Below are 21,652 nucleotides of genomic sequence, written 5' to 3' on the forward strand. Positions count from 1 at the left end.
CCAAACCGCACACCGACACTGCCGCCAATACGACCGACAGTACCCGCGAACCAAACCAGTCTACCGATGCCCGCCCGGACGGCGGCGACACGGGCGGCAACGTTCGGTAAGAGGAAAACTACTTAGCCAGAAACACAAAAGCGGCCCGGAACAATGTTCCGGGCCGCTTTTGTGTTTCTGCAGAGAAGAAATTACGCTGCTTTAGCGTGAGAAGCCACATAGCTCACAAAGTCGCCGACCGTAGCCAGTGGCACTTCATCAGGAATGGTGATGTGGAAATTGCGTTCCAGCTCCAGAATAATGTCTACCACGTCTACCGTGTCGAAGCCTAGTTCGCGGCTCAGGCTGCTGCTGATACGCAGGCGCTTGGACTTGATAGCCTTGCGCTTGCTGATGATACGCAGCACCTGCTGCTGAATGGATTTGGGGGCGGAAGTTGTCGTGGCAGCAATCATAGGAGAGTACGACATGGTACTGGTAGAGAAAAAGTGAGAGGTGGTAGTGGGCGCAGGCACCTGGCTATCAGGGCCAGACGGCCCTTTGCCCACTACCAACTACCCGGGTTATGCTTCGGTCAGCTCCCGCTGCCGAACCGTAGAGTCCTGCTCCAACGAATCGGTTGCATCGGTATTGGCCGGTTTGCCGAAAATTTTCAGCTTCAGGGATTCTGTTATCAGATACATCACCGGTACTACTACCAGCGTGATGACGGTGGCAAACACCAGACCGAAGATGATGGTCCAAGCCAGCGGCCCCCAGAACGTCACCGATTCGCCCCCGATGAAGAAGTGAGGCTGGAACGAATTGAACAGTTCGTAGAAGTCGATATTCAGACCAATGGCCAGCGGAATCAGGCCCAGTGTAGCGGCGGTGGCCGTCAGAATTACCGGGTTCAGACGGGTGCGGCCGGCCATTACGATGGCCTCGCGGAGCGGCATGCCCTGGCTACGCAGAATGTCGGTGAACTCGACCAGCAGAATCCCGTTTTTCACCACGATACCTGCCAGGGCAATGATGCCTACGCCTGTCATTACGATACTGATATTCATACCCGTAATGGCCAGGCCCAGCATTACCCCAACCACCGAGAAGATGATTTCGGTGAGGATGATGACCGGCTTGCTCACCGAGTTGAACTGCATTACGAGCACCAGGAAGATGAGGGCAATGGCGCCTACAGCAGCTACACCGAGGAAAGAGCTAGTTTCCTCCTGGTCTTCCTGCGCGCCACCCATTTTCACGATGTAACCCGGAGGCGTTGGGAAGGCTTTGAGCGAAGTTTCAATCTGACGCACTACATCAGGGCCGGTGAAGCCGTTGAGCACGTTTGAAGAAATGGTGATAACACGCTTCACGTCTTTGCGCTTGATGCCGCCGTAGGTGGTACCGTAGCGCACATCAGCCACCGACGAAATCGGAACTTGGCGAATGGTACCGGTAGCGTCGCGGAAGGTAAGTGGCGAGTTCAGGATGGCGTCCACGTCGGAGCGGTAGGGCTCGGCGTAGCGCACCTGAATCGGGTACTCATCATCGGGAGTCTTGAACTTGCTGGCCTCGGTGCCATAGATAGCCGTGCGCACTTCGGAGCCAATCTGGGCGGTACTGATGCCTTCCCGGTTAGCGCGAATACGGTTGATATCCACGGCAATTTCGGGGTTGCGGTCTTCCAGGTTGGAGCGCAGCTGCTCAATACCCCCAATTTTTTTGGACTCGATGTAGCGGGTCACGTCTTTCGACAGCTTAATCAGCGTGGGATAGTCGTCGCCGGCTACCTCGATGGCAATGGCTTTGCCCTGCGGCGGGCCACTGGCTTCCTTGTCCACCGAAATTTCGGTACCAGGGATGCCTTTCACCGCTTCCCGAATTTTATCCATATAGGTGCTCGTGGCCGGGCCGGTCCGCTCGCTCATCTCCTTGAACGCCACAGCCACTTTGGCCAGGTTCGATTGGGACGTGCCCGAAGCAGAAGCCTCACCTGGATCTGAGGCGCCGATGGCTACGTTGGTAATCACTGATTCCACGTCGGGATTGTCCTTGCCGATAACCTTATAGATGCGGTTTTCCAGCACGCGGGCCACCGAGTCCGTTACTTCTACCCGCGTACCTACTGGCATCTTGAGGTAGGTGTACACGAATTTCGGGTCGCCGGAGGGGAAGAAGTCAACTTTGGGGCTACGGGCACCTACTGCGAAGATGGATATGAAAAACAGCACCACCATGCTCACCATCACCAATACCGGGTGGCTGATGGCCCAGTTCACGAGGCTGGCGTAGCCGTTCTGGAAGCGAGGCAGCACCTTCGTCTGGAAGCCCGCAATCATGTGCACGAATACGAACTTGTCGAGGAAGCAAAGGATGATGATAAACACGCTCAGGTTTCCGACGAATGGCGAACCGGCGATGTAGCCAATGATGGCAATCAGCAACAGTACCCCCATGGCAATGAGGAAATTCTTCGTCAATTGAGGCTTTTCGCCGCTGTGGTGGTCTTCGCGCTCCATGAAGCTCACGGCAAACACCGGGTTCATGATGAAGGCCACGATGAGCGACGACATCAGAGTGAGAATGAGCGTGACGGGCAGATAGAACATGAACGAGCCCACAATACCCGGCCAGAACATGAGCGGCACAAACGGCGCTACCGTAGTGAGCGTGCCGGCCAGTACCGGAATAAACACCTCACCGGCAGCATACTTCGCAGCCTGGGCGGTAGTCAGTTTCGGATGCTCGTGAAGTAAGCGGTGAGTGTTTTCGATAACCACAATGGCGTCATCCACCACAATACCCAGGGCCAGCAGGAAAGCGAAGAGCACAATCATGTTCAGAGCAAACCCAAACACCGGCAGCATCACGAAGGCCAGGAACATGGAAATCGGCACCGAGAGGCCCACGAACAGCGCGTTGGTCGTGCCCATGAAGAACATCAGAATCAGCGTCACGAGGATGAAGCCGATGATGATGGTGTTAATCAGGTCGTGGAGCGTAACGCGGGTATCGTTGGACGTGTCGCCGGTAACGGTAATGCTCAGCTCGTTGGGCAGGCTCGTTTTCGAGTCCTTGATGATTTCCTTGATTTTATCGGAGGCATCAATCAGGTTTTCGCCCTGGCGCTTGATAACGTTCAGGGTAATAGCCGTTTTGCCATCGAGGCGAGCATACGATTCGCGGTCCTTAAAGGCATCCGTAACGGTAGCAATGTCGCCGAGACGCACAGCCGCGCCGTTCAGGTTTTTCACCTGAATGTTGGCAATATCAGCGGCCCGGGCATACTGGCCAGCCACACGCACGGCGCGTTTCTGGTCGCCCACATTCACCGAGCCGCCCGAAATAGTAATGTTTTCACGCGCAATGGCGCTGCTGACGTCGCTGAAGCTGAGGCGGGATGCCCGCAGGCGGTTCAGGTCCACGTCCACATTCACCTGCTGGTCCAGGGCCCCGATGATGTCAACCCGGGTAATTTCGGGCAGGGCCTCAATCTTGTCCTGGAAGTCGTCGGCGTACTTTTTCAACTGGCTAACCGGCAGGTTGCCGGCCAGGTTGATGTTCATGATGGGCAGCTCAGACAGGTTTACTTCCTGCACAGTAGGCGGCGAAGGCAGGTCGTTGGGCAACTCGTTCTGGGCCTTATCAACGGCATCCTTGATGAGCTGCTTGGCATACTGCACGTCCACGCCGGAGTTGAACTCCACATCTACGATGCAATAGTCCTGGTTGGAAGTGGAGCTGATTTTCTTCACCCCGTTCACGCTCTTGATTTCCTTCTCCAGCTGGCGCGTGACAAGGTTTTCAATATCGGTCGGCGAAGTACCCGGATAAATCGTGGCCACGATGATACGCGGAATCACGATGTCGGGGAACTTCTCCTTGCCCAGCTTGATGTAGGAGAAAATACCCGCCACGCAGAGCAGCAGCGTGATGATGTAAATGGTCGTCTTGTTATCAATGGACCAACTGGTGGGCCCGAATTCTTTTTCTACGTCCTGCATGATATAGTCTTTGCGGGGTGGACGAAACGCTCTTCCTCAATGGAGGAAGGGGGTCGCTCTGCTACAGGCTCACCGCCTGGCCTTCGTTCAGGTTCTGATACCCAGCAGAAATTACCTGGTCGCCGTTTTGCAGGCCGCTGGTAACTTCCACTTTGCCATTGTAGGTGTTGCCCACCTGAATGATGCGCTTCTTGGCGACTTGCTTGCCACCTTCCGAAGCCACCACCAACACGTAGCTATTCTGTTCGTCTTTCTGTACCAGATCTACGGGCAATACTGTAGCGTTTTGGCGGTCGTAGTTCTGAATGCGCACATTGGCCACCATGTTGGGGCGCAACTGGCCAGTTTTAGCGTTGTTTAGGCGCAGCTCCGTGGTGAAAGTCCGGCTGGTAGGATTGATGGTGCTGGTCACGACGCGCACCGTAGCGGGAGCTTCCTCAGTTCCCAGGTCCGGAATGGTCACCAGCGCCTTGTCGCCGACTTTGATGCGGTTGGCGTAGGCTTCCGATACATCCACGATGATCTTGCCAGTGCCACCGCCGCTCAGCAGCTTCACTACCGGAGCGCCGGGCGCCACGGCTTCGCCCAGTTTGGGCAGCACATCGTCAACGGTGCCGCTGAAGGGAGCCACTACGCTGTAAAGGGCGCGCTGCTGGTTCAGCGTAGACAGGTTGCGCTGCAGCGCCTGGTAGTTGTTTTTGGCCTGCAGATACTGAATTTCGGTCCCAATCTGCTGTTTCCAGAGACGGTCCTGCTTCTCGTATATCACGCGGGCGAGGTCCATACGGGTGCGCAGTTCGGCAATGTTGGCGTCCAGAATGGAGGCATCTACGGTAGCCAGCGTCTGGCCTTTGCTCACCCGGTCGCCGCGCTGCACGCGCAGGCTGGTAAGCGTACCGGCAGCCCGGGCAGCCACGGTGGCATTCTGGTCGAAATCTACACGGCCCTGTACCTCGAGGTAGCTCTTAAAGCTCTCAGGAGCCACTTTTATCACCGAAACGGGAGTCGTCAGTACGGCGGCCTCTTCACCGGTTTTGCCGGATTTGGCTTCCAGTTCGGCAATCTTGGCCTGGTTAGATGCCTGTTCCTGTTTCAGTTTGGCCAGTTCGGCGGCGGGGTCTTTCTGACCACAGGACGCCAGTAGCGCCAGTGCCAGCACGGCCGCGGAGGTAGAGTATTTCATATGCAAAGAAGAGAGTAGCATGGAGTTGAGGAGCAAGAACGAAGTTGTACAAGACTGGGGCAGAAGCGTGTAACACGTGGCATCTGCCGCCCGGCGGCTTACTTCTGCGACTGGTTGTACAGCTCGCCGGTAGCTTTGTCACGGTCTACTTTCGCCACCAGCACATCGTAGATAGCAGCGTAGTAGTTGGTCTGGGCCTCCCGAAGCGAGGTTTCGGCCGTCACGACTTCCAAGTTGGAGCCTACGCCCTCCTGGAACTTGATGCGCGATACGCGGGCCACATCCTGAGCCAAATCGAGGTTGGCTTTCTGGTTGTCCAGTACGTCCAGGGCGTTGATGAGCGTGGTGCGGCTCTGGGCATCCTGCAGGTCGATACTCTGGCGCAGGGTCTCGAATCCTTTTTCAATGGTCAGCTGCTGAATACGCGCCTGCTGCACTTGGTATTTGCGGCGGAAGCCGTCGAAGACCGGAATCTGCAGGCTCAGGCCCACGTTGCCGAAGCCAAACCAGTTCTGGTTGGGGAAGCCGTTAGACGCCCGCGAATCAGGACCGCGGAAGGCAAACAAGTCGCCGGCGTTCTTGGCCGAGCCCGAGAAACCGTAGGCCGCCGTAGCCAGCAAGCGGGGGTATGCACCAGCGCGGCGGTTGGCCAGGTCGAGGCCAGCCAGGGCCTGCTGGGTTTCCAGCGTACTGAACTCGATGCGGTTGTTATAGTTGAAGGCAGCGGCTAACTGACCAGTGCGGGCACCGCTGAGGGCCGTCTGCTGGTCCTGCTGGCGCTGCGCGTCGGTGTTGCCAGAGTTAATAGTTGGCGCAGTCGGCACACCACCCAGGCCCGTCACACCACCACCAGTAGTGGGGCTGGCAGCGCCCAGGCGCTGACGCAGGGTGCCAGCATTTACGACAGCCGTTCCGAGCGAGTCGGTGAGCTGTACGCTCTGGTCCTGGGGCAGACCCATCTGGAACTTGAGCAGCGCAATGCTCAGGTCCGTTAGGCGCTGGGCTTTCTGCTGTTCTACTACCAAGTTATTGCGCTGCACACGCAGCCGGTCCACGTCAAGCTTTTCAGCGAAACCTGCTTTGAAGGTTTCGTTGGTCTGAAAGAGCACCGTATCGAGGCGCTGCACGTTGCGGCCCAGCAGCGCCAGCCGCTCCCGGGCTACCAGCGTGCTGTAGTAGGCTTTGCTTACCTGCTCCACCACGTCAATTTCGGCCTGTTGCGTCTGCTTTTTGGCGAGTTCCTCATACACTTTGGCCGCTTTCAGGCCAATGAGGTACGCACCATCGAACAGCAACTGCGACACCGAAGCGCTGGTGTTGCCGGCCCATTGCAGACCAAAGGCAAACGCCTGCGGTGGCACCGGCTCCGAAGGCACCGTTACTGTTCCCAGGTTTACCGTTTGGCCGCTCTGGGCTGCCGTTACGTCGGCGGGGGTAAGTGCCGTGGCCGATGCTCCGCCGCCCAGCGCCCCAAAGTCTACCAGCGCCTTCTGCAGCTTGAAGTTGTCGGCTACGTTGGCCGCCACGTTCACCTGCGGCAAACCGGCAGACCGGATTTCGCCTACTTTGGCCTTTGCGGTTTGCTCGCCGAGGCGCGTGGAGAGTAGCGTCGGCTTGTTTTTGACGGCGTAGTCGATGGCCTGCTGCAACGACAGCGAAATAGTGCCCACCTGCTGGGCCTGGGGCGCGCCGCCTACCTGGGCCTGCGCGGCTGCCAGAGGTCCGCAGAGCGCCGTAGCCAGCAGCAAGGGTCGGATGATTCGTTTCATAGAGTGGTGAAACTGGAGCAGAAAGGGTTTATTCTTCCTCCGTCACATGACGGAATTTATTGATGAGTCGGTGCCCTTTGAGGGTGGCCACTCCCAGCATGAAGTGTTCCTGCGTGGTCAGAATCACACGCTTGGGGTCAAATTCGCTGGGGGGGAATACTTGGGCGTTGAACGCCAGCTCCACCTGCGAGAGGCGCAGCCGGGCTAGCACTTCCACGTCGAGGTCGGCGCGGTAGAGGCCCTCAGACATGCCCCGCCGCAGGTTGGCTATTATTTGAGCCAGGATGTATTTGTTTTTGTGTTCCAGCCACAGCTGCCACGAAACCGGGTAGTATTTCTGCATATCGTGGAAGATGCTGGGATGGATATCGGCGAACTGGCTTTTCATCCAGTCCAGCATCCCAAACAGCTCCCCAATAGCCGACGAGGCCTTGCCAATCAGCGCTTCGCATTCGCCCTGGGTTTGGCCCAGGTGCTGCCGTATCACGCCCTCTACTATCTGGTCCTTGTTTTCGAACCATTTGTAGAGCGTTTTTTTCGACATGCTCAGGTGCGTGGCAATATCATCCATCGAGACGCTCCGGATGCCATTGCGCGTAAACAGCTCCCGCGCTGCCAGTAAAATTCGGTCTTTGATTTCCATGAGTTACTTCCGGGCCCAAAGGTACAACGGAAACTTTTATTGTTTCCAAAGTTTCCATATCTTTTTTCTTAGTGCTTTTGGGCCCCGGAAAGTTCCATCTTCCTCATGGACGATACAGGCGGGATTTTACTTTAAAACCGACTGATTTTTTCTGTCTTTCTGGGTCACTCAGCCTTTCCGCCGTCCCTACAATTGCCGCTACAGGCACGCTGCGTTCCTGATTTAGAGGCTACGTGCCGTCGGCGCTTACCTTTGCGCGGTAGCCAGCCAGCGCCGGTTGGCTTTCTGTAGATTCATCTTTTCTTTTCCGCATGAAAATCCGGACCGGCTTCGGCTACGACGTTCACCAGCTTCAGGAAGGCCTGCCGTTCTGGCTCGGCGGCATTCAGGTACCTCATACCCACGGTGCCCTTGGCCACTCCGATGCCGATGTGCTCATCCACGTTATCTGCGACGCGCTACTGGGCGCGGCCAACCTGCGCGACATTGGGTTTCACTTCCCCGACACCGACCCCCAGTACAAAGGAATCGACTCGAAGCGGCTGCTGGCCGAGGTAGTGCGGCTGCTACGTGAGCGGAGCTACAGCATCTCTAATATCGACTCTACGGTTTGCCTCGAAGCACCCAAAGTGAATCCGCACATTCCGGAAATGCAGCGGGTACTGGCCGAAGTAATGGGCATCGAAGCCAACGACATCAGCATCAAGGCGACTACTACCGAAAAGCTGGGCTTTGTGGGCCGCCGCGAAGGAGTAGCTGCCTATGCTTCGGTACTCATTGTGCAACCCTCCTGATGACTTCGTGACTTAGTGAGATACTACGTCACGCATCCGCAACTTTCTCTTCTTCCTTCTATGAACAGACATTCCTTCTTGGCGCTGTTGCTGGCGGCCGGCCTGGCTTCATCGGCCGTGGCCCAGCAGGCACCCGAAAAAGTAAAGGTCAAGAATAAGCGCAAGGCCAAAACGGAAGCCACCGTGCAGCCGGTGCCGGCCACTCCGGCGCTAGCCGGCCAAATCGACCAGTCGGCCCAAACCGACTGGGCCAATGCCTACGCCGAAACCATTACACAGAACGACCTGCGCGAGCACCTGACCGTGCTGGCCTCCGACGCCTATGAGGGCCGCGAAACCGGTGAGAAAGGCCAGAAAATGGCGGCAGACTATCTCAGCACGGAGTTTAAGAAGCTAGGCTTGGTAGGCCCGGTGAAGGACTCTGACAACCCGTATCTGCAGCACTTCACGATGGTGCGCAGCACCTGGAACGAGGACGCCACCCTCAAGCTGGGCGGCCAGACCTACAAGTGGCTGGTGGATTTCTATGCCATGGGCAACTCGCCTTTTCAGCAGGAAACCACGGTGCAGCCCGTATTTGTGGGCTACGGAATCGAGCAGGAAGGCTATTCTGACTACGCTGGCAAAGATGTGAAGGGTAAGGACCTAATCATCCTACTGGGTGAGCCCACCTCTCCCGACGGCAAGCCCGTGCTCAGCAAAGACCGGAGCACTACCAAATGGGGCAACGGCTACCGGGCCAAGGCGGCTATGGCCGCTGAAAAAGGCGCCCGCAGTGTATTTTTTATTGACTTTGACCCCAACAGCAACTTCGATAAGCTGGTGCCGCGCATGATGCCCTTCATCCGTCGGCCCGGTATTTCGTTCAAGGATGCCAAATCTGAAGCCCGTCCGACAGCCTTTTTTGTGTCGCCGAAGGTAGGCTACAAGCTGCTGGGTACCACGGCTCCGGCGGTTACAAAGTATATGGCGGCGGCAGGCAAGGCCAGCAAGCCAGTGGTCAGCACCTTCAAGCCGACGAAATTTGCCATCAAGGCAGCTAAAAAGCAGGAGGATTTCACCACCGAAAACGTGCTGGGCTTCTTGGAAGGCTCCGATAAGAAAGACGATGTGCTGGTGCTGTCGGCCCACTACGACCACATCGGCATCATTGATGGGGAAGTGCACAACGGCGCCGATGATGATGGCTCGGGTACTGTAACGGTGCTGGAAATGGCGCAGGCGTTTGCCAAGGCCAAGGCCGAAGGCCATGGGCCACGCCGCAGTATCTTGTTTCTGTGCGTAACGGGCGAGGAAAAGGGCCTGCTTGGCTCTGAGTACTACACCGACCATCCGGTTTTCTCGCTCAGCCAGACGGTAGCGGACCTGAACACCGACATGATTGGCCGCACCGACAAAGACCATGAAGGGAAAGGCGACTACGTGTACGTTATCGGCTCGGATAAGCTTTCGTCGGAGCTGCACGAAATTGTGCTCAACTCCAATGAAAAGTACACCAAAATGGAGCTTGACTTCCGCTTCAACGACCCTGAAGACCCAAACCGCTTCTACTACCGTTCCGACCACTACAACTTTGCCAAGCACAAAATACCGGTGGCCTTCTTCTTTAATGGCGTGCACGATGACTACCACGGTGCGGGCGACGAAGTAGAGAAAATCGAGTTTCCGAAAATGGAAAAGCGGGCCCGTCTCGTATTTCACTCGGCCTGGGAGCTGGCCAACCGCGACACGCGCGTGGTGGTGGACTCGAACAAGCCATAAGCACTCCGAAACGAGCCGCCGGCCGTAAATAAAACCCGCCGCGCCCTTCCAGGGCCGGCGGGTTTTTATATTTGTTGGTATCTGCTGGTCTAACTGCTGCACGCCATGAACCCGACGACGACCACCTCAGCCAATAAAGCCGCCCAATTCCTGGCCGATTCCGATGCCAAGGCCTTCGACCTGGAGCACCGACGCAAAATTCGCTTCAACATTGGCAAGTACAATGCGGCCGTCAGCACCGGCCTGGGCTTCTACCAAGACCACGAGTTGGCGCGGGAGCGGGCTTCTTACCTGAAATCCAAGGTAATTAACCACCTAGATGAGTACCTGCTGGAGTTTGAGCGCAACTTCACGGCGCGGGGCGGCAAAGTAATCTGGGCACAGAACGCTGACGAGGCCCTGCGCGAAATCGGAAAGATTATGGCGCGCCGCCACGCCCGCACCGTGGTGAAGGCCAAGAGCATGACCACCGAGGAAATTCATTTGAACCACTTTCTGGAACAGAATGGCATTGAGTCGGTGGAGACAGATTTGGGCGAGTTTATCGTGCAGCTAAACGGCGAGCGGCCTTACCATATCGTGACGCCGGCCATGCACCTGAGCAAGCTTGATATTGCCGATATCTTCGTCAAGCACCTCGGCACCGAGTATACTGATGATGCCCAGAAGCTGGTGCTCACGGCCCGCCACCTGCTGCGCAACAAGTACACCACGGCCGAAGTAGGTATTACGGGCGGCAACTTCCTGATTGCGGATACCGGCGCCGTGTGCGTCACCGAAAACGAAGGCAACGCCCGGCTGTCGGCCACCTTTCCGCGCACGCACATTGCCATTGTGGGCATCGAGAAGGTGATACCGAAGCTGGAAGACCTGGATTTGTTCTGGCCGCTGCTGAGCACGAGTGGCACCGGCCAGCAAGTGACGGTGTACAACACCATCTATACCGGCCCGCGCCAGCCGCTGGAAAAAGATGGCCCCGACGAAATGATTGTGGTGCTGCTCGACAACGGGCGCACCAACCTGCTGGCTCAGCCGGCCCAGCGCGAGGCCCTAAACTGCATCCGGTGCGGCGCCTGCCTCAACATCTGCCCGGTCTACAAGAATATTGGCGGCCACACCTACGAAACCACGTACTCCGGCCCCATTGGCTCGGTAATCAGCCCGCACTTGAGCGGCATGGCTGAGAATAAACACCTGAGCTACGCCAGCAGCCTGTGCGGCGCCTGCACCTCGGTGTGCCCGGTCAAGATTCCGATACATAATCTGCTGCTGCAAAACCGTCAGCAAGCCGTGCGCGAGCAGCTCACGGAGAAGGACGAGCGGACGGCTATCCGGCTGTGGCTGATGGCCATGAAAAACCGCCGCCTGCTGGACCTGTTACCGGCTCGTGCCAAGAACTGGGTGTTGCTCCGCCTGCTCAGCCAAGTAGGCTGGAACAAGCGCCGCGACGCGCTGGAAGTAGCTCCACAATCTTTCCGGAAGCTATGGAAAGCGCGGAACCGCTGAAAACAGGCTGGACCGGTAACTAGTAAGACCGATACCAGAATAAGCTAAATACGTCTCAGATTCCTTAAAAAGCCAGCCCATAGGAAGGGTTGGCTTTTTAATTGGATGTAAGATGGATAGCACTGCTTGAATAATGCGCTAGAACCTGTATTTTTCAGGCCCTTAAGTTTTCGTTCTTTTCTTGGGCGGCATATGTCCTGCTTCCAAGGTTATCTGTCTTTCTCGTTTTGCTTTCATGCGCTTTTCTATCCCCAGTATCTATCTGCCGCAGATATTCGAAGCGCTGATTCTTTAGCCGCTCTATCTTATAGAAGTCGGGCACTTTTAGCCCAGCCGGTATGCTCACGGCCATTTTGCCTTCGTTGCTCCCGCTTGCCAACACGCCTTACACGGCTGCATAGCCCTTGTAAGAACTACTGATTTCCCTTACCCTGTTTTCACCCATTTTTTCACCAACCCTTTTTCCCTTTTATGCACACACCTTTACGCACGTCTGCTCTGGCTGGTCCGCCCCCGGCTACAGAGCGGCGAACCGGCCGCTGGTTGCGGCGCCTGCCAGCCCTGGCGCTTTTGGGGCTATTGGGCGCTTCTGCCGCGCAGGCGCAGGTAGTTCGCACACTACCCGGTACTTACGCTAGCCTCTCGGCCGCCATCACCGACCTGAACACTAATGGTGTTCCAGCTGGTGGGGTTACCATCAACGTAGCGGCAGGCTACACCGAAACGGCTATCAACCTGACCCTGACGGCCACCGGCACCAGTGCCAACCCAATTGTGTTTCAGAAAGCCGGAACCGGCACCAACCCGTTGGTAACGGCCGCTACTGGCAGCACCAGCACGACGCTGGATGCCATCATCAAGCTGGTAGGCTCCGACTACGTTACGTTCGACGGTATTGACCTAGCTGAAAGTGCGGCCAACACGACGGCCGCCACGCAGGCCGAGTTTGGTTACGCGCTGTTCCGTGCTTCTGCCACGGATGGCAGCCAGTACAACGTCATCAAGAACTGCGTGGTGACGCTGAACAAGACCAACGCCAACACCATCGGTATCTATAGTGCCAACTCGCTGTCTACCGCCACAACGGCCCTGGCCGTGACCAGCGCGGACGGTAGCAACTCCAACAACAAGGTGTTCGGCAACGTGGTGAGCAATGCAGCCACGGGTGTTCAGTTTTCGGGTAGCTCGGCCGCGGGCTTCCTGGATGCCAACAACGAAGTCGGGGGTACCGTCGGCAACACGATTGGCAACTTCGGCAGCACGACTACCAACTGGGGCATCGGGGGCTCCAACCAGCTTGGCTTCAAAGTGGTGGGCAACACCATCAACAGCACGCTGAACTATACGTCGGCCACGGCTTCCACGCCGGTAGCTGCCTCCACCGTGACCAGCACCCTGCGCGGCGTATATACGCCCTCGGGCACATCGGCCAACATCGACATCACCAGCAACATCATTACACTGGCTAGCGGTGGTACCACGGCGCAGATGTCGGGGGTTGAAAACGGAGCCGGGAATACGGCGGCCAACAACACCGTCAACATCAGCAACAACACCGTTTCCCTGACCTACACCACCGCTACTTCGGCTACGGTACATGGCATTTATAACTCTGCGTCGCCGGCTACGGTGATAATGAGCGGCAACACGCTGAGCGCTACGCTCTCGAACACCGGCACCACATTTATGCTGGATAACAACTCGAGTGCGGCCACCATCACGGCACTGAACAACCAGGTAACGAGCCTGAGCCGCACGGGTGCATCCGGCGCGGTGTATGGCTACTACAACAATGCCTCGGGCACCGGCACCCAAACGGTTAGCAACAACACGTTCAACAACGTGACGGTGGCGGGTACCAGCACGTTTTACGGCGTGTACTCCAACACGGCCGCTACCGAAACGCAGATCCGCACGGGCAACACTGTCAGCAACGTTACGGGTGGCACAGGCGCGATATACGGCATGTTCACGGCGTATGGCACTGCGACTTCGCAGTTCAGCAACAACATCGTAACCGGTATCAGCACTGGCGGCACCATTTACGGACTGTATTTCGGCAACACCGCTTTTGCTGGCTATGAGGCTTTCGGTAACACTGTAAGCGCGCTAAGCTCTACTGGTACCTCCAGCATTATCTACGGTATCTACACCTCGTCCACCACGTCCAATGTCTTCCGCAACAAGGTATATAACCTGTCGGGTACGGGCACGGGCCTCACGGTTTATGGCATCGGGGTGCTGGGCGGTACTACGGTAACAATTCACAACAACCTCGTTGGCGACCTGCGGGCCCCAGCAGCTACGGGCACGGCGGCCATCAGCGGCCTGTACGTGAATGCCGGCACCAACGTGAACCTGTACTACAACACCGTATACCTGAATGCCACGAGTTCCGGTGCCATATTCGGCACGTCGGGCTTCTATTTCGCTACCGCGCCTACTTCACTGGACCTACGCAACAACGTAGTAGTGAACAAAAGCACCGCGGCGGGTACGGGTGGCTACACGGCGGCCCTGCGCCGCGCTTCCGGCACAGCCGGCACGGTACCGGCCAACCTGGCTACTACCACCAACAATAACCTCTATTACGCCGGTACGCCTTCGGCCACGAACCTGATTTATGTGGAAGGCACTACTACCGCTACCAACGCCAGCCAGACACTGGCAGACTACAAATCATTTGTAGCACCACGCGAATTGGCTTCCCAGACGGAGGACGTGCCGTTCCTGAGCACCACCGGTACCGACGCCACTTTTCTGCACATCAACCCAGCCGTTCCAACGCTGGTAGAAGGCAAAGGCCAGCCCATCAGCAGCATCACCACCGACTTTGACGGTGACACGCGCAACACAACTACTCCCGACCTGGGCGCCGATGAAGGCACCTTTATACCGGGTGGAGCTTCAGTAGATGTGGCCGCCAGCGGCCTTGTTTCGCCAGCAGCCACGGGCTGCTACGGTCCGGCAGAGAGCGTGACGGTAGCCATCCAGAACAACGGTACGGCAGCGCTTGATTTCGCCGCGAATCCAGCTACGGTGACGGTAAACGTCACGGGTCCTGTGACCCAGACGCTGACGGCGACCGTGAATACCGGCACCCTCGCACCAGGCGCTACGCAAAGCGTCTCGGTTGGCACACTCAACATGAGCGCCGCCGGCACGTATTCCTTCGCCATTTCCGCCACCGCCACCGGCGACGGAAATACGGCTAATGACAACATTGTCGTAACGCGCAGTAAAACTGCCGTAGCTGCTCAACCACAGCAGCTCAATTTCACCGGTCTTACGGCCACGAACTTGTCAACGCTCTACCCAGGCTGGTATGAGGCTACGGGCGCTACGCTGCCCACCGGCACTACTTCGGCCTGGACCGCCGACGACTTTGGCAACGTGGTAAGCGGACCGAATGGAACGGCTGCTAAAATCAACCTGTTCTCCACCGGCAAAAACGATTGGATTGTAGGGCCGCGCATTCTGGCCACAGCCAGCACCCTGCTGAGCTATGATCTGGCCCTGAATACGTTTGGTGCCACTACCGTCGGCACGCTGGGCTCCGATGACCGGCTGGAAGTACGTGTTTCGGCCGATTGTGGCTTGACATTTACGACAGTAAAAACCTACACGGCCAGCACCGCCATCAGCAACACTGGCCAGCTAGAGCAGATAAACTTGGGCAACTACGCGGGGCAGGAAATCATTGTGGCTTTCTTCGCTACCGAAGGCACCGTAGATGATACGAACGACAACGACCTGTTTATCGACAACGTGAACCTGGGCAACGGCGCGGCCGTTGATCTGGCACCCGTAGCGCTACTGACACCGCCTACCGGCCAGACGTGCTACAGCACGGCCGAGAACGTAACGGTATCGGTGCGCAACATTGGTACGGCAGCGCTTGACTTCGCCGCGAATCCGGCCACGGTGACGGTAAACGTTACGGGTCCTGTGACCCAGACGCTGACGGCGACCGTGAATACCGGCACCCTCGCACCAGGCGCTACGCAAAGCGTCTCGGTTGGCACACTCAACATGAGCGCCGCCGGCACGTATTCCTTCGCCATTGCCGCCACCGCTACCGGCGACGGAAATACGGCTAATGACAATCTGGTTACCGCACCTACCCGTGTAGTAACGGCACCGGTTGCGGGCACTATAACTCCCAGCGCAGCCTCGCTGTGCGTGAGCGGCACCGTGACACTGACACTGACGGGCTCCAGCAATGGCAGCATCCAGTGGCAGCAGTCCGCCGACAACGTGACCTTCACCGACATCAGCGGGGCTACTTCAGCTACCTACACGTCGGGTGTGCTCACAAGCACTACGTATTTCCAGGCCCGCACTGTATGTAATGTAGCCGTAGCTACTTCCAACGTAGCTACCGTCACCATCAACAACCCACAGATAACCACTACCAACTCGCCGGTAGCCATCTGTGAGGGCAGCACGGCCACTCTAACAGCCACGGCCGCAACTGGTACCACGGTACGCTTCTTTGATGCTGCTTCTGGCGGCACAGCGCTGGCTACGGGTACCTCCTTCACTACGCCGGCTCTCACAGCTTCGCGTCAGTATTTCGTGGAAGCTACCACGAGCAGCACCGAAACCGTTGGCCGCCTGGCACCTGCTGCTACTACCAGCACTACCGCCTCCAGCTACGGTCTCGTGTTCAATGCTACCGCTGCTACGCAATTGCAATCAGTTGATGTGTATCCGGCTGGCACTGCTGGCAACCTAGTAGTACAGGTGCAGGACAATACCGGCATTCTGATTCCGGGCCTGACGGCTACAGTAGCTATTCCGGCCGGCACGGGCACTACGCCGTTCACAGTACCCCTGAACTTCAACATTCCGGCTGGTACCGGCATGCGGCTGATTGCCGTGAGCAGCCCGGCCATGGTGCGCGAGTCGAGCCTGGGTGGTTTTCCTTACGTGTCGCCTAGCGGCAATGTGAGCATTACCAATGGCTACATCTCAGGTACTTCCACTACTTATTACTACTTCTACAACTGGCAGGTATCGTCGGAATGTATCGGAACGCGTACGCCTATCCAGGTGAACGTAACGCCGGCCCCGACGGCTACGCTACCTGCTACGGCCACTACGTGTGCCGCCACGGCGTTCCAGCTTACCGGAACGGTAGGCGGCTCGGCTACTACCGGCACGTATACCAGCACGGGTACAGGCACCTTCTCGCCTAATGCTACCACGCTGAATGCCACGTACACGCCCTCCGCAGCTGATGCCACGGCTGGCAGCGTTACGATTACGCTCACGGCTGATCCGGCCACTGGCTCGGGCTGCTCCACGGCTACGGCTCAAACCGTACTAACGATTACTCCAGCTACTACAGCAACGTTCAGCTACGCGGCCACGACGCTGTGCGTGAGCGGCACGGCCAGCACGCCCACCATCACGGGCACGGCCGGCGGCACATTCAGCAGCAGCACGGGTCTGACGATTAATGCTACGACCGGTGTGATTACGCCCGCCACCAGCACGCCCGGCACTTACACTGTGACCTACAGCGTGGCCGGCAACTGCCCGTCCTCGGCTACCACGACCGTGACCATCACCACGGCGCCCGTTGCCAGCTTCTCCTACGCTAACGCCGCCTACTGCCTCGGCGCTACCGGCTCGGCTGCGCCTGTCTTTGGCACCGGTGCCTCGGCTGGTACGTTCTCGGCCTCAGGCACGGGCTTGGTGCTTAACACCACCACTGGCGCTATCAACCTGGCTACCTCGGCCGCTGGCACCTACACCGTGACCAACACCATTGCCGCCAGCGGTGGTTGCGCCGCCTCGACGGCCACGTTCTCGGTGACCATCAACGCCCGGCCGGCCCAGCCGACGGTGGCCCCGGCCTACAACGGCACGACCACCACGCTCACCAGCTCCAGCGCCACGGGCAACCAGTGGTACCTGAACGGTGCGCTCATCCCCGGGGCCACCAGCCAGACGTACGTGGTCAACTCGGCCGCCCAGTTTGGCCAGTACACGGTGGTCGTGACCAACGCCACCACCGGCTGCGCCTCGCTGCCTTCAGCCCAGCTGCTGGTTAACTCCAGCGTTAAGGTGCTGGCCGGCTCCTCGCTGAGCGTGTATCCGAACCCAACCACCGACGGCAACGTGACGGTGGAGCTGAGCGGCTACACCAACGCCACCGAGCTGCACGTCTACAACGCCGTGGGGCAGTTGGTGCATCACACCACGGCCGCCGGCAAGAGCGGCGTGCAGACTGCCACGCTGGACCTGCGCCAGCTGCCAGCCGGCGTCTACATCCTGCGTGCCCGCACCGAAGGCGGACTTGATGTGCGCCGCATCACCAAAGAATAGGTAGTAGCCTTTCGTAAGCGAAAAGGGCTTTCCCGATTGGGAAGGCCCTTTTTTTATTGGCAGCTACTTGGAGTTACAGTGACTTACTCTCCTTCGTCGGGCAGAATCTGTACGTCCTGCACCAACACCATTTTCTCGATTTCGCGGCCCCGGGTGGTATTGGCTAAGCCGCCCAGCGCGGTTTCCTTGTAGCGGGTTTCCATGCTCTGGCCCACCTCGCCCAACGCCGCCACGCACTGATCGACGGGAATGACAGGGTTGACGCCGGCAATGGCAATTTGGGCAGAGCTGAAGGCAATAGCGGCAGCCGACGCGTTGCGCACGATGCAGGGCACTTCCACCAGTCCGGCCACTGGGTCGCAGATGAGGCCGAGCATGCACTGAATGGTGATGGCCACGGCTGCAAACGTCTGGTCAACATCCCCACCAAGACAGTACACGATGGCTCCGCTGCCCATAGCGGCAGCCGAACCGGTTTCGGCTTGGCAGCCACCTACGGCGCCGGCTAGCGAGGCATTTTGCTCGATGATAAGCGCAATTCCGGCCGCTACCAGCAAGCCTTCCAACACCTGGCGGTCCGTCAGCTTATGTAACTCCTGCAGCGTTACGAGCACGCCGGGCAGAATGCCGGAAGCGCCGGCTGTGGGTGCCGCCACCACCCTTCCCATGCACGAATTCACCTCTTTGGCGCCCATAGCCCGGGTCACGAGCTGCTTGAACTCTGGCGAAAGTACCGTGACAGGTGAAGCAGCTATTTTTTTGGCCCCATTATTCACCATGCCCGAGCGGGAAGTCATGTCCTGGGTGAGGCCGGTTTGCACAGCGTCGCGCATGACGTCGTAGGCCCGTTGCAGGCCATTCCAGATTTCTTCTTCGGTGCGGCCTTTCTGCTCTATTTCGTAGGCTAGCACGGGCTGGTAGAGCGCCTCACCGGTAGTAGCACAATGCGCCTGCCAGGAAGCAAAATCAGTGAAGAGAAGTGACATGATGGGGTGGGAAAGGAGGAAGTGAGGATCAGGAACAGGCCTGCCGGATAAACGCACGAGCGCCGACAGGGGTGCGAAAGTCGGTAGTTTTTCTTCAGGATGTGGTCAAAAGCAAAACCGTCGTTGGCTGCGCAGCCAACGACGGTTTTGTTAAGTAATTTCTGTGGCCAAGTATGAGGCACCCCTCTATACCGCTTGCGCCTCGCTTACGAGCTTTACCGATGCCGAATTGATGCACAAACGCAAGCCGCCGGGCGGCGGGCCATCGGGGAAAACGTGGCCCTGGTGGGCGTCGCAGACGTTGCAGAGCACTTCCACGCGGGTCATGCCGTAGCGGGTGTCTTTCTTGTAGCGAATGGCGTTTTCTTTGACCGGCTGTGTAAAGCTGGGCCAGCCGGTGCCGGACTCAAACTTGGTACGCGAATCATAGAGCGGGGTGCCGCAGCACACGCAGGCGTAGAGGCCGGCCTCGTGGGCTTCACAGTATTCGCCCGTGAAAGCCCGCTCCGTGCCATGCTCCCGCGTAACATGGTACTGTTCGGCCGTGAGTTGGGCTCTCCACTCGGCGTCGGTTTTTTCTACACGCCGGTCGGGGGCAGGGCTGCCGTGGTTGGCCAGCCGGATAACATCGTTCCAGGTTTGCATATCGTTGTGAAGCTTGGTTCAGATAGATCAGTCATCAGTGCAAACGCGCCAGGTTGGCCGGAAGTTTTCACCTATTGAGCCATACTCGCCTAAAACTGGTCGAACTCATCCTGCACAGACCACTTACGCCACTGCTGCCGGGCAAAAAGCAAAAACGCTACTGGCGCCTTTCGAAACTCTTTTTCTGATTTATAGCATCCGGCAAACAGCTTATACCCATCAGGAGCATTTAGCTGGCGTTGGCTGATGGTATCGAGACAGCACGGATTGGCAGGCGTCCGCTCACTTACGGGAACGGAGTCGTAAGCCACTACCATTTGCCCACGCAGCGCATACTTCGCCGCTCCTTCACGCATAATCAGCTTCAGGCCAGAAGGACTTACATCACTGCGGCAGGTGAGCTTGTAGAGTAGCGTTGTTTCAGTTTGTCCATCCTTGTCTAAATCGGTGATGGACGTAGCACCGGGCAGAGGCCCCAGCCACATGTCAAACGGACAATCTTGGACGGCATCCTGCAGGCGCCACAGTTCCTTGTAGGTGCCACCGGCCAGCACATACTGCCGCGCTGTAAGCTGCGCAGAACGCTCAAAGTCTTCTATATCCTGCACGTCGCTCGAATCGGGCGGCGCGGCGGCCAACTGCTGCCGGGACTTGGTTACGGTCCGGAACACTACCAGCAGGTTTTCGCCCTGGCTATCCGTCCAGCGCCATGCTTCCAGCAGCTGGCCCGGCAGCCGCAGTTGGGCCGGCAGATGCGCCAGCAGCACCTTTTCGGCCACAATCGGTGCTGCTGAATTGACAGCAGAGTCCGGGGCAGCTGCCGCAACAGGCGTTTCGGCTGAGTGAGTGGTGGGTTCCCCTTTCTTATCGGAGCAGGCAACGGCCAGCAGGAGAAGCAGACCGAGAAAGTAATTGTGCATGAGAAAATAGTAGTCAGGTATCAGGGAAGCAGCCAGTACCGCCCGCTAGTTTGACAGGGCCCACGTTTGGGTATTGCCGGCGGGGTCTTTGGCGATGAGCAGGTAACGGCCTTTGGCTAGCGCCAGTGCTTTCCTGTCTTCAGGCTTCTGCAGCTCTATAATGTCCACTGGTATAGCATCTGCTGAGTTTTCGGCCGCTGTATAGGCCAGTATCAGGCACGGAAAACCCACCTTGGCGGGCTTTGCTACCACTACCGGCTGGCGACCAGCACTGAACACCCACTCCGGCCGGCCCGACCGGTACGTGGTCCGCGGGTGGAATACGTTTACATCCGGTGACATTTGAGAGCCAGCCGCCGCAAATGGCTGCTGCTGCACATCAATAAATACAGAACTAGTCGGCGCTTTCGCCAACCGGTAATAGGCGTACTCCCCACCAGGCGTACCAGATTCGGTCAGCGCCGTCTGGTCGATGGTAAAGGGGTTGAGGCCGGTTAGCTTCCTGAGGTGGCCAGCCATAGCCATTTGCGTGTACATGCCGTTGGGTCCTTCATTCACGTGACTGAAGCCGCAATGCACCACAATTTTCGCCTTGGGGTCTGCCTGCAGGATGCGTTGAATGTTACGGGCCTGGGCCGTTTCACGGGCCAGAATACCCGCGGCCGGGTCACTTTCATGGACGAACCCGTAGTCGTAAGGCACCAGTTGGAAGCCGGTTTGCAACGCTGTGCGCAGCAGATGCGCGAATTGCGGCTCCTTGGTGTAGTAGCCCGTTTTGAGTGTCGGATAGCCCCGCTGGTTCAGTAGGGAATCATTCCTGTCGAGGCCTTCTGCCGCAAAGTATCGAAAACCCAGCCGAGCCAGTTCCGGCAGCAACGATGCCGTGAACACGCGGTGGCGAGGATTATGATGCGCTTCATTGATGATAATAATCTGCTCGGTGCGGGCCCGCTGCAGAATGTACTCATGCGCGTCGGCAGCCCGGAGCGCCAAGAAAGCCAGACTGTCGGCCGCCGAAACTGGCCGCAGCTTTTGGCCCGGTCCATCCCAGGTCTGCAAAGCCGTCTGATACTGGCCAATGTAGGAGTAGTCCCAGGCGGCAAACTGGTTGGCCCCGGGCTGG

The 21,652-nt window shown here is 58.0% G+C and carries 13 protein-coding genes; 4 read left to right on the forward strand and 9 right to left on the reverse strand.

The window, feature by feature from the left end; all coding sequences use genetic code 11:
* Positions 1-191: 191 nt before the first annotated feature.
* The 5 genes from H4317_RS17595 to H4317_RS17615 all read right to left on the reverse strand — a co-directional run bounded on the left by H4317_RS17595 (position 192) and on the right by H4317_RS17615 (position 7,581).
* Positions 192-470 (reverse strand): acyl carrier protein, encoded by a 279-nt coding sequence (locus tag H4317_RS17595; protein ID WP_260625727.1) that lies wholly within the window; start codon positions 468-470, stop codon positions 192-194.
* Positions 471-563: 93 nt separating this feature from the next.
* Complete coding sequence (locus H4317_RS17600; protein ID WP_185887857.1) at positions 564-3,986, reverse strand: efflux RND transporter permease subunit; 3,423 nt, start codon at positions 3,984-3,986, stop codon at positions 564-566.
* Positions 3,987-4,047: 61 nt separating this feature from the next.
* A complete protein-coding gene (locus H4317_RS17605) occupies positions 4,048-5,169 on the reverse strand; it encodes an efflux RND transporter periplasmic adaptor subunit (protein WP_185887858.1) in 1,122 nt (373 codons plus the stop codon).
* Between the two features lie 98 nt (positions 5,170-5,267).
* Positions 5,268-6,938: a TolC family protein gene (locus H4317_RS17610; protein ID WP_185887859.1), complete on the reverse strand. Its 1,671-nt coding sequence runs from the start codon at positions 6,936-6,938 to the stop codon at positions 5,268-5,270.
* A gap of 28 nt (positions 6,939-6,966) precedes the next feature.
* Entirely contained in the window at positions 6,967-7,581 is a 615-nt protein-coding gene (locus tag H4317_RS17615; protein WP_185887860.1) for a TetR/AcrR family transcriptional regulator, read from the reverse strand.
* 311 nt (positions 7,582-7,892) lie between these two features.
* Here H4317_RS17615 and ispF point away from each other — a divergent pair, with 311 nt between their 5' ends.
* From ispF to H4317_RS17635, 4 genes are all read left to right on the forward strand, one after another.
* Positions 7,893-8,375, forward strand: a complete 483-nt coding sequence (ispF, locus tag H4317_RS17620; protein ID WP_185887861.1) for a 2-C-methyl-D-erythritol 2,4-cyclodiphosphate synthase — start codon at positions 7,893-7,895, stop codon at positions 8,373-8,375.
* Positions 8,376-8,435: 60 nt separating this feature from the next.
* Complete coding sequence (locus H4317_RS17625) at positions 8,436-10,136, forward strand: M28 family peptidase (RefSeq protein ID WP_185887862.1); 1,701 nt, start codon at positions 8,436-8,438, stop codon at positions 10,134-10,136.
* 105 nt (positions 10,137-10,241) lie between these two features.
* Entirely contained in the window at positions 10,242-11,642 is a 1,401-nt protein-coding gene (locus H4317_RS17630; protein ID WP_185887863.1) for a LutB/LldF family L-lactate oxidation iron-sulfur protein, read from the forward strand.
* Positions 11,643-12,113: 471 nt separating this feature from the next.
* The gene (locus H4317_RS17635) at positions 12,114-17,978 is read left to right on the forward strand and encodes a DUF8696 domain-containing protein (RefSeq protein ID WP_185887864.1); all 5,865 of its coding nucleotides are present in this window, start codon (positions 12,114-12,116) and stop codon (positions 17,976-17,978) included.
* A gap of 83 nt (positions 17,979-18,061) precedes the next feature.
* Here H4317_RS17635 and sdaAA read toward each other — a convergent pair whose 3' ends face one another.
* The 4 genes from sdaAA to H4317_RS17655 form a co-directional block, all read right to left on the reverse strand.
* Positions 18,062-18,964, reverse strand: coding sequence for an L-serine ammonia-lyase, iron-sulfur-dependent, subunit alpha (gene sdaAA / locus H4317_RS17640; protein WP_185887865.1), 903 nt, complete (start codon positions 18,962-18,964; stop codon positions 18,062-18,064).
* 186 nt (positions 18,965-19,150) lie between these two features.
* Complete coding sequence (gene msrB / locus H4317_RS17645; RefSeq protein ID WP_185887866.1) at positions 19,151-19,609, reverse strand: peptide-methionine (R)-S-oxide reductase MsrB; 459 nt, start codon at positions 19,607-19,609, stop codon at positions 19,151-19,153.
* A gap of 89 nt (positions 19,610-19,698) precedes the next feature.
* Positions 19,699-20,529, reverse strand: a complete 831-nt coding sequence (locus H4317_RS17650; RefSeq protein ID WP_185887867.1) for a M949_RS01915 family surface polysaccharide biosynthesis protein — start codon at positions 20,527-20,529, stop codon at positions 19,699-19,701.
* Between the two features lie 45 nt (positions 20,530-20,574).
* On the reverse strand, positions 20,575-21,588 hold the full coding sequence (locus tag H4317_RS17655) for a TraB/GumN family protein (RefSeq protein ID WP_185887868.1): 1,014 nt from the start codon (positions 21,586-21,588) through the stop codon (positions 20,575-20,577).
* Between the last annotated feature and the right edge of the window lie 64 nt (positions 21,589-21,652).

This window comes from Hymenobacter sediminicola (genome assembly GCF_014250515.1).
In the GTDB taxonomy this organism is placed as follows: domain Bacteria; phylum Bacteroidota; class Bacteroidia; order Cytophagales; family Hymenobacteraceae; genus Hymenobacter; species Hymenobacter sediminicola.